Source organism: Candidatus Paceibacterota bacterium (assembly GCA_035452965.1).
In the GTDB taxonomy this organism is placed as follows: domain Bacteria; phylum Verrucomicrobiota; class Verrucomicrobiia; order Limisphaerales; family UBA8199; genus UBA8199.
The window spans coordinates 33,655-49,159 of record DAOTCE010000038.1 but is presented as its reverse complement, the minus strand read 5'-3'; the positions used below and the strand labels follow the sequence as shown (position 1 = coordinate 49,159).

At 61.7% G+C, this 15,505-nt stretch carries 13 protein-coding genes; 6 read left to right on the top strand and 7 right to left on the bottom strand.

The window, feature by feature from the left end:
* Positions 1 to 668 precede the first annotated feature (668 nt).
* On the bottom strand, positions 669 to 1,805 hold the full coding sequence (locus P5205_19480; protein ID HSA12547.1) for a substrate-binding domain-containing protein: 1,137 nt from the start codon (positions 1,803 to 1,805) through the stop codon (positions 669 to 671).
* Between the two features lie 304 nt (positions 1,806 to 2,109).
* On the opposite strand from P5205_19480, the gene P5205_19475 reads away from it, so the two are divergent.
* Entirely contained in the window at positions 2,110 to 3,168 is a 1,059-nt protein-coding gene (locus P5205_19475) for an HRDC domain-containing protein (GenBank protein HSA12546.1), read from the top strand.
* 32 nt (positions 3,169 to 3,200) lie between these two features.
* On the opposite strand, the gene P5205_19470 is transcribed toward P5205_19475, so the two are convergent.
* The gene (locus tag P5205_19470; GenBank protein ID HSA12545.1) at positions 3,201 to 4,403 is read right to left on the bottom strand and encodes a class I SAM-dependent rRNA methyltransferase; all 1,203 of its coding nucleotides are present in this window, start codon (positions 4,401 to 4,403) and stop codon (positions 3,201 to 3,203) included.
* Between the two features lie 30 nt (positions 4,404 to 4,433).
* Between P5205_19470 and P5205_19465 the strand changes: the two genes are divergently transcribed.
* A complete protein-coding gene (locus P5205_19465; GenBank protein HSA12544.1) occupies positions 4,434 to 5,810 on the top strand; it encodes a dipeptidase in 1,377 nt (458 codons plus the stop codon).
* A 30-nt stretch (positions 5,811 to 5,840) separates the two neighbouring features.
* Here the strand turns inward: P5205_19465 and P5205_19460 are convergent, their stop codons facing one another.
* Complete coding sequence (locus P5205_19460) at positions 5,841 to 6,431, bottom strand: Maf family protein (protein ID HSA12543.1); 591 nt, start codon at positions 6,429 to 6,431, stop codon at positions 5,841 to 5,843.
* A gap of 106 nt (positions 6,432 to 6,537) precedes the next feature.
* Between P5205_19460 and dapF the strand changes: the two genes are divergently transcribed.
* Both dapF and dapA read left to right on the top strand, forming a co-directional pair.
* The gene (gene dapF, locus P5205_19455) at positions 6,538 to 7,347 is read left to right on the top strand and encodes a diaminopimelate epimerase (protein HSA12542.1); all 810 of its coding nucleotides are present in this window, start codon (positions 6,538 to 6,540) and stop codon (positions 7,345 to 7,347) included.
* A 40-nt stretch (positions 7,348 to 7,387) separates the two neighbouring features.
* A complete protein-coding gene (gene dapA, locus P5205_19450; protein HSA12541.1) occupies positions 7,388 to 8,266 on the top strand; it encodes a 4-hydroxy-tetrahydrodipicolinate synthase in 879 nt (292 codons plus the stop codon).
* A 71-nt stretch (positions 8,267 to 8,337) separates the two neighbouring features.
* Here dapA and P5205_19445 read toward each other — a convergent pair whose 3' ends face one another.
* Entirely contained in the window at positions 8,338 to 9,897 is a 1,560-nt protein-coding gene (locus P5205_19445) for an MFS transporter (protein HSA12540.1), read from the bottom strand.
* A 222-nt stretch (positions 9,898 to 10,119) separates the two neighbouring features.
* On the opposite strand from P5205_19445, the gene dapB reads away from it, so the two are divergent.
* Together dapB and folK are read left to right on the top strand one after the other, a co-directional pair.
* Entirely contained in the window at positions 10,120 to 10,854 is a 735-nt protein-coding gene (dapB, locus tag P5205_19440) for a 4-hydroxy-tetrahydrodipicolinate reductase (GenBank protein HSA12539.1), read from the top strand.
* On the top strand, positions 10,851 to 11,381 hold the full coding sequence (gene folK / locus P5205_19435) for a 2-amino-4-hydroxy-6-hydroxymethyldihydropteridine diphosphokinase (GenBank protein HSA12538.1): 531 nt from the start codon (positions 10,851 to 10,853) through the stop codon (positions 11,379 to 11,381). Before dapB ends, folK begins: the two co-directional genes overlap by 4 nt.
* 652 nt (positions 11,382 to 12,033) lie before the next feature.
* Here folK and P5205_19430 read toward each other — a convergent pair.
* From P5205_19430 to P5205_19420, 3 genes are read right to left on the bottom strand one after another with little or no spacing between them, the layout of a single operon-like run.
* Positions 12,034 to 12,780 carry a succinate dehydrogenase/fumarate reductase iron-sulfur subunit gene (locus P5205_19430; GenBank protein HSA12537.1) on the bottom strand — a complete coding sequence of 249 codons (747 nt, stop codon included), beginning with the start codon at positions 12,778 to 12,780 and terminating at the stop codon, positions 12,034 to 12,036.
* Positions 12,777 to 14,693: a fumarate reductase/succinate dehydrogenase flavoprotein subunit gene (locus tag P5205_19425; protein ID HSA12536.1), complete on the bottom strand. Its 1,917-nt coding sequence runs from the start codon at positions 14,691 to 14,693 to the stop codon at positions 12,777 to 12,779. Before P5205_19425 ends, P5205_19430 begins: the two co-directional genes overlap by 4 nt.
* Positions 14,690 to 15,412 (bottom strand): succinate dehydrogenase cytochrome b subunit, encoded by a 723-nt coding sequence (locus tag P5205_19420; protein ID HSA12535.1) that lies wholly within the window; start codon positions 15,410 to 15,412, stop codon positions 14,690 to 14,692. Before P5205_19420 ends, P5205_19425 begins: the two co-directional genes overlap by 4 nt.
* Between the last annotated feature and the right edge of the window lie 93 nt (positions 15,413 to 15,505).

The window sequence follows — 15,505 nt, the reverse complement described above, 5'->3', positions numbered from 1 at the left end:
CCGGTGGTGTGGGAGGACGGTGAGGTTCTAACCCTCACCTCCTACCCGATTTCTTCACAGATCTTCGTGAGGTGCCAATGGTGTTTCTCATCCATCCAGATTGGATGGCCTGGAGCGTTTTGAGGAATGGCGTAGCCCCCCAGACGTCAGTCGGCGCACGCCGCATGGGCAGGAGATGAAATGGAGCGAATTAGCGTCTGCGGCTGCGGGATTCATTGAACCGCCATAGCCAGAACCGCATCGGTGCACGTGATTTCCAGTCCCGCACTGTCCATATTTTGGACAGTAATGCTGGTTGCTCGCCTCCTCCAGTGCCTGCTGACCCCGTCATCCTTGGCTGGGCGATCCGGTGCCGACATGGTGGTGCTACGGTGTGTATCCCATGGGGAGCGCTCCCCATGGGATACACACCGTGGTATCGCCACATTACCAAGCCATCCGCAAGCTGACGCCAGCTTGGGAGCACTGTAATGGCGTCGTCGCTCGTCAGGCGGGGGTGCTCTGGGTAAAGAAAGGGGGTGCGAGGCGACCAATCGTCATCGGGGTTGTCCGGAAATACGCGAAGGACCTTATTCTGTCCACGGGATACTGATGGATGGGGCAAGGGGCGACTCCGAACGGTGACAGCGTTGGATCATTCAGCCCGGGATTGCGCGGCTGGCAATATCTCAGCCTGGAGGAACTGGGGGATGAGCCGGGCCGGGGCCGAGCGTCTCGCCTTCGGTAAACGTCGGCATGATCTGGTAATTGGCCGTGCTGACCAAACCGGTTTGCAGGGTCTCCAGCACTGTGGTGAAGGTGCGGTGCGCCATATTGTGGGGACTGATCACGTAGCGGGCCACGCTGGGCACCATTTGGTCCAGGAAAGGCTCGTGATCGCGCGAGATCAGCGCGACGTCCTCCGGGAGGCGCAAGCCGCGCCGCATCAGGTATCCCATGACGGTAAGCACATATGCCGCGCGGGAAACCAGCAGCGCGGTTGGAAGGGGGCTCCGCCTCAGCAATGCCGCCACGACGTTGCAGATATCGGCGACCGTGCCGTCATGGCGGGCAATAGTGGCTTCGACATTCTCCTGTTTGTGCTGGGCGGCGCCTTCGCGGAAACCTTCCTCGCTTTCGAGGTCGCCGGCGGCGCCGGAACCGGGATTCAGGAGGACCGCACGCCGGTGGCCACGGGCCAGGAACAGGCCCACGGCATGCCGGCAGACCGCACGGTGGGCCTTATCCACGGAAGGCAGCTCCACACCGGGGTATTTGGTTCCCCAGATCACGCAGGGCAAACGCCGCCGGGAGAACCAGAGCTGCATCTTCTCTGTCGAGGACACCAGGACGCAGGCTGCCGGGCGGAGTTGCGTGAGCAACCGTTCGAGGTTGGCGACGGAGCCATGCCCGTACAGGCCCCGCTCGGCGTGGATTTCAAAGTGAAATCCGACCTTCTCAAGCGCCTCGCGCAATTCGTTGGCGCAATAGACATGGAGGTGGGAAAGCACGCTCAGGGGCACGGGTGTCAAGAGCAGTACCCGCCCGCTGACCCCCGGCGCGGCTCGCCGCCGGCGCGTCAGGATTTCGCGGCGTTTGCCCTGGCCGGCCCGGACCAGGCCGGCGCGCTCTAACTGAGCCAACGCCCCGCGCAGCGTCATTCGAGCCACCTGCAACTCCGCGCACAGCTCGTGCTCCCCGGGCAGCCATCTATGCCATTCGCCCGCGTGAATTCGCTCTTTGAGGATGGTCGCCGTCTGTGTCACCAGGGACGATCTTTGTGGCAGGCGGGTCTTGCCCCACGTCCGTACAACAGTCGGTCGCATCTCCCGAGGAATAGCCAATTCCGATGATCCCGTCCAAGCAAATCCACACCGGTGGGCAGTTGGGCAGGGGTGCATCAAACTCGACCATTCGTTGGCGGGGACGCCTCGCCGAGACGTCCGATTCCGCGCAAGCACAAACGTCTCGGTGAAACGTCCCTATCCGACCGATGGGCTTGAGGCAACCCTGCCGTCGTAGTTGCCTGGCTGGTAATGCCCGTGCGAGGGGGCTGCCAGGGGAGGATCGGTGCAGGGTTTCGGCGATTTAGCTATCGCCCTTGGCCGCGCCGCAAATATATTCCCATCTGTGATTGACACTGAACGCAAGCTGGAGACCTTCCTGCCCGTGCTCCGGGCGGCGGCGTGGGTAGCCGTGGACACGGAGGCGGACAGCTTGCATGCTTACCCGGAGAAGATTTGCCTGATTCAAGTCAGCACGGTCGCCGGTGACCGGCTCGTTGATCCCCTCGCGCGCATTAATCTGGATCCGCTGCTGGATGCGTTGACCGGACGGGAACTGATTATGCACGGCGCGGATTACGACCTGCGCCTGTTGCGGAAGCACCACGAATTTGTGCCCAGCGCCATCTTCGACACGATGCTCGGCGCGCGGCTGTTGGGTCTCCGGCAGTTCGGGCTGAGCCATCTGGTGGAGAAGTATCTCGGCGTCAAATTGGAGAAGGGGGCGCAAAAGGCCAACTGGGCCATACGGCCGCTGACGCAGCGGATGGAACATTACGCGCGGAACGATACCCATTACCTCAAGCCTTTGGCGGATCGCCTTAAGTCCGAACTGCATGCGAAGCGGCGGCTGGCCTGGCAGGAGGAATCTTGCGCGCGGCTCATCAAGGACTCAACGGCGCACCGCCTCCCGGATATGGACTCGGTCTGGCGCGTCAAAGGCAGCCACCTCCTGGACCGCCCGGCATTGGCGGTCTTGCGGGAGCTGTGGCGGTGGCGCGAAAAGGAGGCCCTCGCCGCCAACCGGCCGCCGTTCTTTGTGTTGAGCCATGAGGCGCTGGTCCGGATTGCCGCAGCCGCGGTGGCAGATCAAGCCATCGAGCCGTTTCTGCCGCGGCACATCTCTGAACGGCGCCGAAGCGGGGTGAACAAGGCTATTGCCCAGGGGCTTGGCCTTGCGCCCGAGCAATACCCCAGAATCCCGCGCCGAGTCGCGCGCCGCTCGAGCGAGGGTGAACGGCGGCGCTATGCGGAGCTGGAAAAGCGACGCAACGCTCATGGCGCCAGCCTTGGCATTGATCCCACACTCATTGCCAGTCGCTCAGTCCTCTCGGACCTGGCCCACGATTGGGATAAGCACGCCGGTGAATTGATGAGCTGGCAGCTCAACCTGCTCAAAGCGTAGGGCGGGCCGGGCTTGGAGACGGCGGCAGAGGCCTACTTTACCACCTCGAACGCAAATCCCTTCAAATACTCCGTCTCCGGGATCATCGGGATGATCGGGTGGTCGGGGGACTGCGAGTAGGTGTCAATACGGCGCAGGATGCGGCGGGCATCGAACGCGGCTGAGAGGACGGTGTCCTGGAACAAACCGGCATTCACATGATGCGAGCAGCAGAAGGTTGCGAGTGTGCCGCCGGCCTTGAGCAGCTTGAGCGCGCGCAGATGAATCTCCTTGTAACCGCGCAAGGCGTCCGGCACTGAAGCGCGGTTGCGCGTGAAGGAGGGCGGGTCGAGCACAATCAAATCCCAGCGGGGAACGAGCTTCTCGTGAGGCTGGGTCGCAGTCTGCATCTTGAACCAATCGAAGACGTTCACTGTTTCGAATGAGCACTGCCCGGCCAGGTTATTGGCGGCCGCATTGCGCGCGGCAGCGGCCAGGGCCTCGGCGCTCTGGTCGAGCATGTGCACGTGCGCGGCTCCGGCCCGGGCGGCGTGCAGCCCGAACCCGCCCACGAAGCTGAAGCAGTCCAGCACCTGCGCGCCTTTCGCCAAATCGGCCACGCGCCGACAATTCACCTGCTGGTCGAGATACAGGCCGGTCTTGTGCCCGCCGAGCACATCCGCCTCGAATCGCAGGCCGTTTAAGGTAACCGAAGCCGGGCTTCCGAGCGTTCCCGCCAGGACACCGCTGGCCTCTCCCAGGCCCTCGAACTTGCGCGAGGCGACCTCGCTCCGTTGCACGATTGCCCGCGGCGCGAAGAGGGCCTGCAGCGCGGCCACAATCAGATCCTTGCGCTGGTCCATGCCCAGCGATGAAATCTGCACGACCAGCACGTCCTCATACTTGTCTATGATGAGGCCGCTGAGGAAATCGCTTTCCGCATTCACCACGCGGAAGGAAGTGGCGCCAGGCAAATGCTTCTGCCGCACCGCCAGAGCCGCCCGAATGCGCTCCTCGAAGAAGGCCTGGTTTACCTCGACGCGATCCGGCGATAGGACGCGCACGTTGATCCTGGACTTGGAGTTGTAAAAGCCTGTGCCCAGAAGACGCTGGCGATGGTCTTTGACTTGCACCAGGGCGCCATCCGCGGCGGGCTGCGTGAGCCGGAGAACGGACCCGTGATAGACCCAGGGGTGGCCGGCGAGGAGGCGGTCGGCTTCACCGGGCTTGAGCAAGAGAGTCGGCAGCGATTGCATAGCGTGACTTTCCCTGCTACAACGCCCGTAATGCAAGCTGTTATTAACTACCTCAAGCAGAACCAACCTCGCGCCCTGGCTGAACTCTGCGACTACGTAAGGTTTCCCAGCGTTTCCGCTCAGCCGCAGCACCGCCCTGATTTGCGCGCGTGCGCGGAATGGGTCGTGAAGCACTGCCGCCGGATCGGCTTGCAGGCACGGCTCTGCGCCACCGCGGGCAATCCCATCGTGATCGCCAGGACGCCGCAGGCCAGGTCAGGGGGGGCGCGCCGCCCGCATTTTGTGGTTTATGGGCATTACGACGTGCAGCCCCCCGAACCGCTCGGCTTGTGGACCTCGCCGCCGTTTGAGCCGCGCGTGGTCCGTGGCGCTATCTTCGGCCGCGGCGCCAGCGATAACAAGGGCCAAAACCTGGCGCACCTTAAGGCGGTGGAGGCGTATCTCAAGACGGAGACGCCGTTGCCATGCGACATCACCTTCGTGATCGAGGGCGAGGAGGAAGTTGGCAGCAGCAGTCTGGCCACTTTCCTGCGGGAGCACCGGTCCGAGCTGGCTTGCGACGCGATTGTGATCTCCGACACCGGCATGCCGACGTCGAAGCATCCCGCGCTGACCTACGCCCTGCGGGGCATTGCCAGTTTCCAGGTGACGTTGCATGGGCCATCGCGCGATCTGCATTCGGGCATTTTTGGCGGGACGGTGGACAACCCGGCGATGGCCCTCTGCCAACTTTTGGGCAAACTGCGCGACGCGAAAGGCCGCGTAGCGATCCCGGGTTTCTACGATGGCGTGCAGCCGTTGTCCGCCTATGAGCGCAAGCAGTATGCGCGAGTGCCCTTTGATGCCCGCGATTACCAGCGTCTGCTGGGCGTGCCAAAGCTCTTTGGCGAACACGGTTTCACCCCGGCGGAACAGCGCTCTGCCCGGCCGACCTTCGAGATAAACGGCCTGACGAGCGGGTACCAGGGCGAAGGGAGCAAGACCATTGTGCCGGCCTGGGCGCGCGCCAAGATCACCGTGCGACTGGTGCCCAACCAGGACCCGAAGCATGTTATGAAGTGCGTCCGGCGGCAATTGGAGAAGCTGTGCCCGCCGACAGTGCGCCTGGACATCCAAGGGGGCCACGGCGCGGAGCCTTACCTGGTTTCCCCCACGGGACCCCAGGCGCGGGCTGCCTTGCGCGCGCTCAAGCGGGCCTTCGGCCGCGAACCGGTGCTCGTCCGCGAAGGCGGCTCAATCCCAATCGTCAACCACTTCAAGAAGATACTCCGCGCCGACGCGCTTTTACTGGGGCTGGCCCTGCCTGACGACAACGCCCACTCGCCGAACGAGAAGTTTGACCTGGGGTGCTTTGCCAAAGGCCAGGCGATGAGCGCTTATCTGTGGCAGGAATTGAGCCGCGGCTGACGCGCGCCACGTGAAAGTTGAGGCGCACCTTCACGTCGCGGCCCACGACTTCAGTTCGGCGGCAAGTCGTTCCATGGGCAAGCCGACCACGTTGCTGTAGGAACCGGTGATCTCCTTCACAATGAGATCCCCGTGCTCTTGAATGGCGTACGCGCCTGCTTTGTCCAGCGGGTTGACCCGGCTCAGGTAACGAGCGATGGCCGCCTCATCCAGCGGCTTAAAGGCCACGGTGGTAGTTTCCGCGAAGACAGCCTGGCGATGGCCCCGGAGATGCAATAGGCAAATCCCGGTTACCACCTGATGAGATCGGCCTTCCAGGCGTCTCAGCATCTGGTACGCCTCCTGGATGTCGCCCGGCTTGCCAAATAGCATGCTATGCAAGTAAACCAGGGTGTCTGCCGCCAGCACCAGTGCGTCGGGAGCTTTCTTGGCAACAAATCGCGCCTTACGGTAGGCGTTGATCTGGCAGAGCTCGCGGGCCGTCAACTGCTCGTGATGGATTTCCGGCAGGTCCGCCGGCACGACCTTGAACTCCACGCGCAACTGGCGCAGCAAGTCCGACCGCCGAGGTGATGCGGAAGCCAGGATCAGCGGCGGCAGAGCGTTCAACGCAGAGCGCATATTGCGAAGATACACGCCCCGCCGGCGGGCGTCGAGCAGCGGCACCTCGCCGTCTGCGGCACTCCCGTCTCGACACCCGACCCTCCGCAGATTATCTTTTGCACTGATGGTACTGGAATTCACCAAGATGAACGGGGCAGGGAATGACTTTGTGCTTATTGATAACCGGGCACAGAAGGTCAGGCTGTCTCCCGAGCAAGTGGTGCGGCTTTGCGACCGGCATCGCGGGGTAGGGGCCGATGGGGTTCTGGTTCTGGTGCCGTCGGCTTCGGGCAAGGCGGATTGGGCCTGGGAATTCTACAACAGCGACGGCAGCACGGGCGAGATGTGCGGCAACGGGGCGCGGTGCTTTTCGCGCTTCGTGCAGAAGGTCGCCGGGCTGAGTGGGGGGTTGACGTTCGAAACGGGAGCGGGGGTCATCACCGCCAGCTTTCAGGGGGGGCGGGTCACGGTGAACCTGACGCCACCACGCGACTTGCGGCTTAACCAGCGGATCCCGCTCTCGACGGGCATGGAGACGATTCACTCGATCAGCACGGGGGTGCCGCACGCGGTGGTGTTCGTGGCCGACGCCGACCGGGTGATGCTGCAGCAGCTTGGCCCTGAAATTCGCCGGCACCCGCACTTCGGCCCGAAGGGCACTAACGTGAATTTCGCGCAGCGGCTTGGGCCGAATCACATTCGGGTGCGGACCTTCGAGCGCGGCGTGGAAGGCGAAACGCTGGCCTGCGGGACGGGTGTGACAGCCGTGGCGCTGGTGGCGGCGCGGCTGCACGGTTTCACGTCTCCGGTGAAGGTGCAGGTCCAGGGCGGGGGAGAACTGGAAGTCAGCTTCAAGGACGCGGATGGGGAGTTTACGGGTGTGCGGTTGAGCGGCCCGGCGGAGTTTGTCTTCGAGGGAAAGATTGAAATTTGAGATGCGGCATCGCGTCTCATTGTGATGACGCTATCCCGGTATGTTCACTGGAACTCACACAGCTATTGTAACGCCATTCAGGAATGGCAAGGTTGACGAAGCAGCCCTCAAGAACCTGGTGCAGGCTCAGGTGCGGGGCGGCGTGGACGGCATCGTGCCGGTCGGCACCACCGGCGAGTCGCCGACGGTGGACTACGATGAGCACATCCATATTATCGCTTTGTCGGTGAAATTCGCGCGGCGCCGGATCAAGGTGCTCGCCGGCACCGGCGGCAACTCCACCAGCGAGGCCATTCTCCTCACCAGGCGAGCCGAGCAGGCCGGAGTCGATGGCTCCCTGCAGGTGGCGCCATATTACAACAAGCCAACTCAGGAGGGTCTGTTCCAGCACTTCCGCGAGGTCGCGCGCCGGACGCGCCTGCCCATTGTGCTCTACAGCGTCCCTGGCCGGTGCGGCATTGAGATTGGCGTGGACACAGTCCGGCGTCTGGCGCGGGAGTGCAGCAATATCATTGGTATCAAGGAAGCGGGCGGCAACGCTGACCGTGTGAGCCAGTTGCGAGCGGTTCTCGGGCCGCGCTTTGAGATACTGAGCGGTGATGATTCGCTGACCCTGCCTTTCATGGCGGTCGGCGCGCGGGGCGTGATCAGCGTGGCTTCGAACGTCATTCCCCGCCCGGTCGCGCAGATGGTCCGGGCATTCGCAGCGGGAAAGATCCAGGCGGCCTTGAGGCTGCACCGGAAGTATTACCCACTCTTTAAGGACCTGTTCATCGAGACCAACCCGGTGCCGGTGAAGGCTGCGCTGGCGATGCTGGGCCGGATCGAGGAAGAGTATCGCTTGCCGCTGGTCCCCATGAGCCCGAAGAACCGCGAGCTGCTGCGCACGACTCTGAAGGCCGTCGGCGTATTGCAGTAGGCAACGAAACGTGGTGCGTGAGTTCAGGCCTCACGCATCACGCGCGGGTTTAATAGTGTAGCGAACCCTGCCTAGGTCTTCGCGGGTTCGGCTGGAACCTCGGCCGGTTGCCGGCCGAACACGATGAACAAGACTGTCCAGACCAGGACGAAGATGGCCGCAGGGATGAAGAAACCCTTCCAGTTATGCCGCTGGGCCTTGAGATAGTCCTCACGGGTAACCTGAGTGCCGATCTTATCGAAAGTCGCCTTCAACTCGGCTTTGCTGTAGGACACCCCGCCCACCTCCCAGGTTTCCGGCAGTTTGGCGAGGTCAATCGAGCCATCCTCCTTGGTATAAAGGCCAAGGTGCTCCCCAAAGTTAAAGACATTCTTGTCACCCCGCAAGTATTTGACCGATTTGGCCAGATCAAGGTACCGCCACCCCGACGTTTCCATTGCTGGATCATTCCAGGCGGGAAGTCCCTTCGCTGGTTTCCCTTCCTCGATCACGACCGTCTTGGTGATCGCCGGGGCGTTGCGCTCAAATTGGTAGCCGAAAGCGTAACCGCTAAGCACCTGTCCAATTCCCAGCAGCAGGAACGCCAGCAGACTCTGCACACTGGCCTTGAGATGCGTCGGTGCGACTCGGTCGCCGAACATGTAAGCCGCTGTATAAAGGAACGCGTAGCCCATCCCGTGACAGAGCAATCCGATCAGCGCGAACTGGAACCCTGTCAGCGTGAAGATGAAATACCGTGCGGCCCAAGCGCTCATGCCGATCACCAGAACCCACTTGAGACCGATCCGGGCGACGCAGAACGGCAGGATGGCCATGAAGAAGAGCTCCGAGAACTGGTTGAGCGTGCCCAGTGCGACCGGCGCCGGATAGCCGAACTCGCTCAGGTAGGGAACCACGGACGGGAAGAAGTAGTTACTCCCGAAAATACTGGCCATGAACGCGCACAAGACGAAGATGGTGAACGTGGGGGACTTGAACATGGCCAATGCCCCTAGGCCAAACAGGTCCTTCTTCTCCCCTTGCGCCGGGGCTCCCTTGGGGGGCGTATCCGGCAAAGTGAAGGAGTAAAGCCCGAGGAAGATACCGCAGGCGCCACCCACGAAGAAGAAATTAGGACGCGCGGCACCGCCCCCGAAGATCTCCACAACCAGATTCACCAGGATCCAGCCGGCGGTTCCAAATATAAACACTTTGGGGGCCGATGCCGAATCTGGAATGTGTTTGAACACAACGGTGTTGATCAATGCGATGGAAGGCATGAAGCAGATTCCCGAAATAAGCATCAACACCATCAGCGACGCAAATGGAACCACAACCGTCCCCCCTGCCGCACCGGCCTCCGCCTGCACACAGATGACACCACAGGCTACCAACGCCGCGCCGCTGATTAGATGCAGCAGCCCCAGAACCTTTTGGGCGGAGAAGTAACGGTCAGCGATCGGACCAATGAACATCGGCGCGATAATCGCCCCCCACGGAATCGCCATGTAGAGATACCCGATGTGAGGGCCGCTCATCTTCCCGTTGAGGTAACCGCCGAGGGCCACACACCAACTCCCCCAAATCGCAAATTGCAGCAGATACGCCAACTGCAATCTCGGATAAACACCGCGCACGTTGTTATTTGTCATTCTAGATTCCGGTTCGTTTTCGGTTGAACTGACTGATGACCCTTACATAAGGGCGGATTTACGCAATGCGTGTCTTATGGCAGGAACCGTTGCGGGCTTCAAGTGAAAAAGGCATTGAATCCAGGCGCTTGACTTTTCCCAGGGCGGTGGGCGTATTGAAGCAGGATAGTGTTGCGTGATGTGTGTTCCACTCTACCACGCTACACGCACCACGTAACACGTATGACCAAAATCGTCGTCACCGGTTCCAAAGGCCGCATGGGGCGGGCGATCATCGCCTGCGCCGCGCGTTATCACGATCTGCGGATCGTCGGCCAGATAGACAAGGGGGATGATCTGCAATCCGTGATCGGGCGGGGCGACGTGATCGTTGACTTCAGCTCGCACAGCGCCACCCCTGCCATCGCCGCACTTTGCGCCGCGCACGGGAAGGCGATCGTGGTGGGCACGACCGGCCATTCGGAGGAGGGCAAGTCGCAGATTGGCAGCTGCCAGGCGCAAATCCCCATCGTTTTCTCCTCGAACTTCTCTGCGGGCGTGAACACGCTGTTCTGGCTGACGCGCAAGGCGGCGGAGATACTAGGTCCGGGTTTTGACCTGGAGATTGTCGAGATGCACCACCGCCTGAAGCGGGACGCCCCGAGCGGGACGGCCAAAACGCTGGCGGATATCCTGGCGTTGGTGCGCCGGCAGCAACGTGACAAGGTGGTGCGGCATGGACGGTCGGGCATCGTGGGCGAGCGGACGCCGGAGGAGATTGGGGTGCATTCGGTGCGCGGAGGGGACGTGGTGGGCGAGCACACAGTGATCTTTGCCGGGACAGGCGAGCGGGTCGAGTTGACGCATAAGGCTTCGACGCGGGAGACTTTTGCTGAGGGGGCGTTGCGGGCCGCGCGATGGGTGGTGCGGCAGAAGCCCGGGCTTTACGACATGCAGGATGTGCTGGGCTTGAAATGAAGTCCGAGATCCGAGGCCCGAAGGCCGAACTCGGGAAGCTGGCGATTGTGGCGCTAGGGGCTAACCTCGGCGACGCCCGAGAGAATATCCTCCTGGGGATGAGCCGGTTACAGGCGTTGTCCGACACACCTTCGTTGCGGTCGTCGCTCTGGCGGACTACGCCGGTGAATTGTCCGCCGGGCTCACCTGTCTTTGTGAATGCGGTCGTGGGCCTGTGGCCGCGAGCGGGGGAGACGCCGGAGTCGCTGTTGCTCAAACTGCAGGCGCTCGAAAGGGAGTCTGGCCGCCGGCCCAAACAGGTCTTGAATGAACCGAGGCCGCTGGACCTGGATTTGATTGCCTTCGGCAATGAGAGGCGCGCGACCGCAAATCTAACGCTGCCCCATCCCCGCGCACACCTGCGCCGATTTGTGCTACAGCCATTGAGCGAGATCGCACCCGACTTCGTCCTGCCTGGCCAGACGATGACGGTAGTGCGGTTGCTCTTGTCGTTGCCGCCGGACGAGGCGATGCAAAAACTCGAGTAGTTCAGGAATCCGCAATGACAAGGCGCCGGCTGCGGGGCGCGTCTCCACCGCGAGGGAGACGCCCCCATGGGACAGTCCCTGGACGGCCAGCACACGGCCAGAGGATGATTGCTTGGTCGGATAAGTGCGCAGGGGTATGGTACTTGCCGAGCAGGTTCCCTCCCTGGTTATTGGGGACTGCTGCCGAGGTCAGGGAGGTTGGCGCCGACGAGAATTCCGGCGCAGGAGGTTAACGCGAAGCAGTCCTGATCTTCCGACCGGTTGCAAAGCTGACGGCGAGAGTTATGTTGCTCGGTGAAGCGATTGGCCATGGATGCGCGAAGGGGAACGATTGTGCAACAGGCGAGGCCGTTGGCGGCATTGATGAGCGGGGGCACCGTGCGACAGCATGGCTAACGGGCGAAAGAGTTTGACTGCGCTGGTGCGGACGAAAGGCCCGTAAAACGGCAGAGCCTGCATCGGCGCAGTCCTATTTGAGCCGGGTCTGCTAGAATTTGGTTTGGCCGTTGGTCTGCGCGGGGCAGGTCGCTGGAACAAGCTTGGTGCGTGGAAGGAGGTGAGACCCCCGTGGGTGTGTTGTCTTGTGCGCTCGTTGCTGTTCGCTACGGTCAGCCGCACCACCCACCAGTTTCCTATCAGAAGTGATGGTTGACTATCGCCCTTTGAGTATGGCCGCTCCGTAGTCGCGATTCATCTTGGCGATGAAGTTGAGGCTGATTTCTTTTGGGCAGACGGCTTCGCACGAGCCAGTGACGGTGCAGTTGCCGAAGCCTTCTTCGTCCATTTGCTTCACCATGTTGAGAACTCGGCGGTCTTTCTCGGCTTTGCCCTGCGGGAGGAGGTTGAGGTGCGAGACTTTGGCGGCGACAAAGAGCATGGCTGAGGCGTTTTTGCAAACCGCCACGCAGGCGCCGCAACCGATGCACGCGGCGGCGTCCATCGCGGATTCCGCGGCGGTCTTGGGGATTGGGATAGCGTTGCCGTCCGGTGCGCCGCCGGTGTTGACGGACACAAAGCCACCGGCCTGGATGATGCGGTCAAAGGCGCTGCGGTTTGTGATCAGGTCTTTGACGATGGGGAAGGCCTTCGCCCGCCAGGGTTCGATGGTGACGGTGTCGCCGTTCTTGAAATGCCGCAGGTGAAGCTGGCAGGTCGCGGTGCCACGATGGCCGCCGTGGGGGATGCCGCTGATAACCAACGAACACATCCCGCAGATGCCTTCGCGGCAGTCGGAATCAAAGGCGATCGGGTCCCCGCCGCGCGCCATGATGTCCTCGTTGACCACGTCGAGCATCTCCAGGAAAGACATGTCCGGGATGAGGTCGCGGGCCTGGTAGGTTTCGAACCGGCCGAGAGTGGTCGCGTTCCTCTGGCGCCAAACTTTGAGGGTCAGGTTCATTTATAGCTGCGGGTGCTCATATGGACTTCTTCATAGTCCAGGGCTTCCTTGTGTAATACGGGCGGTTTGTCCGGGCCCTGGTATTCCCAGGCGGCGGCGTAAGCAAAGTTCTCGTCGTCGCGCTGCGCCTCGCCGTCGGGGGTTTGGAATTCCTCGCGGAAATGGCCGCCGCAGGATTCGCGGCGGTGCAGGGCGTCGAGGCAGAGCAGTTCGGCAAATTCCATGAAGTCAGCCACGCGGCCGGCGTACTCCAGGCATTGGTTCAACTCGCCGCTCTCGCCGGTGACATTGACCGTCTTCCAGAATTCCTCACGCAACACAGGGATTCGTTTCAAGGCCTCTTTCAGTCCGGCTTCATTGCGCGCCATACCGCACTTTTCCCAAAGGAGTTTGCCCAATTCGCGGTGCAGAGAGGTCGGGGTGCGCTTGCCCTTTACTGCAAGCAAGCGGCTGGTGAAGGCGTTGATGTCGGACTCAGCCTTCCTGAATTCCGCGTGGCTGACCGAGGGTTTCGGCTGTTTGGAGGTCACGAGGTAGTGTCCAATGGTGTAGGGGATGACGAAGTAGCCATCAGCCAGCCCTTGCATGAGGGCGCTGGCGCCGAGCCGGTTTGCGCCGTGATCGGAGAAGTTCGCCTCGCCAAGCACGAACAGCCCAGGCAGCGTAGTCATGAGATTGTAATCCACCCACGTGCCGCCCATCGCGTAGTGCACCGCGGGATAGATGCGCATCGGCACTTGGTAGCCGTTCTCGCCGGTGATCTTCTCATACATGTCGAACAGGTTGCCATAGCGCTCGCGGATGACATTCTCACCCAGCCGCTTGATGGAGTCGGCGAAATCGAGGTAAACGCCTAGCCCGCCCGGTCCGACGCCACGACCTTCGTCGCAGACCGCCTTGGCTGCGCGCGAGGAGATGTCACGAGGTGCCAGGTTCCCGTAGCTCGGGTATTTGCGTTCCAGGTAGTAATCGCGTTCCGATTCGGGGACGGAGCCGGGAGGCTTGGTGCAGTCTTCCTTGCGCTTGGGCACCCAGACGCGGCCGTCGTTGCGCAGCGACTCGGACATGAGCGTCAGTTTCGATTGGTGGTCGCCGCTGACAGGGATGCAGGTGGGATGGATCTGGGTGTAGCAGGGATTGGCGAAGCAGGCACCCTTCTTGTATGCGCGCCAGGTGGCGGTGACGTTGCATCCCTTGGCGTTGGTGGAAAGGAAGAAGACATTACCATACCCGCCGGTGGCCAGCACGACAGCATCGCCGGCATGGGAGGAAACCTGGCCGGTGATCAGGTCGCGCACGACGATGCCTTTGGCGTGGCCGTTGATGACCACCAAGTCAAGCATCTCGGTGCGCGGGAACATCTGCACCGCACCGAGGCTAATCTGGCGGCAGAGGGTCTGGTAGGCACCGAGCAGCAGTTGCTGGCCAGTTTGGCCGCGGGCGTAGAAGGTGCGTGAGACCTGCGCTCCGCCGAACGAACGATTGGCGAGGAGACCGCCGTATTCGCGCGCGAAAGGAACGCCTTGGGCGACACATTGATCAATGATGTTCACGCTGACCTGGGCGAGACGATAGACATTTGCTTCGCGGGCGCGGAAATCTCCCCCCTTGATCGTGTCATAGAAAAGCCGATAAACGCTGTCGCCGTCGTTCTGATAGTTCTTGGCGGCATTGATACCGCCTTGGGCGGCGATGCTGTGGGCGCGGCGAGGGCTATCCTGGAAGCAAAAGCATCTGACTTGATAGCCCAGCTCCGCCAGGGAGGCTGCGGCCGATGCGCCGGCCAGGCCGGTGCCGACGACAATAATGTCAAATTTCCGCTTATTCGCAGGGTTGACCAGTTTGAGGTCGAACTTGTGCTTGTCCCACTTCCCGGCCAGCGGGCCGCTTGGTATTTTGGCGTCGAGGGTCATTTCAAGGCTTCCTTTCCGAAGCCGCAGAGGACTGCAATCGGGATGGAGGAATAGCCGAGGAAGATCAGCCACGCGACCACCCGGGCCGCTCGATCGAAGAATGGCCGATAGGTTTCGTTCTTCCAGCCCAGCGATTGGAACATGCTGCTGGCCCCGTGGCTGAGGTGCAGGCTCAGCAGCGCCAATCCCAGCAAGTAGAAGCCTGACACCAGGGGCTTGCTGAAGCCTACAACCATCATCCTGTAAATGTCGTGCCGTTCCGGCGGAAATTGCCCGGGGAGCTTCTCCATGAAGGCAGCGAAGTTCTGGTGAGTGAAATTGAGGTGCTGCACTTGGGCGGTGTAGTGCAGCAGGTGATAGACAATGAACACGAAGACGATGATTCCGCCCATCAACATCGTTCGCGAGGCGTAGCTGGACCCAATGGGTTTATAGGCATCATAGCCTACGGGTCGCGCCGCCTTGTTTTCCAGCGAGACCACTATCGCTGACCAGATGTGCAACACCAGCACCACTAACAGACCCAGCCGCACAGGCCAGATCAACTCGGGATTGGATTGCAGGAAGTGGCCGTAGCGATTTATCGCCTCCCGGCCCAGGAAGATTTGGAGGTTGCCCACCATGTGCCCAATCACAAACAGGAACAGGCAGCAGCCTGTTACCGCCATGATGTATTTCTTACCGAGTGACGACTTGAATACGTTCGTAATGATGTTCATCGGCAATCGCACCCGGCAGGCCAGAGTTTGCCCGGTGCTGGGTAACGCATGAAATCTAGTCGCAAGCCGCCAGCCGTCAAGAAAACTGAACTG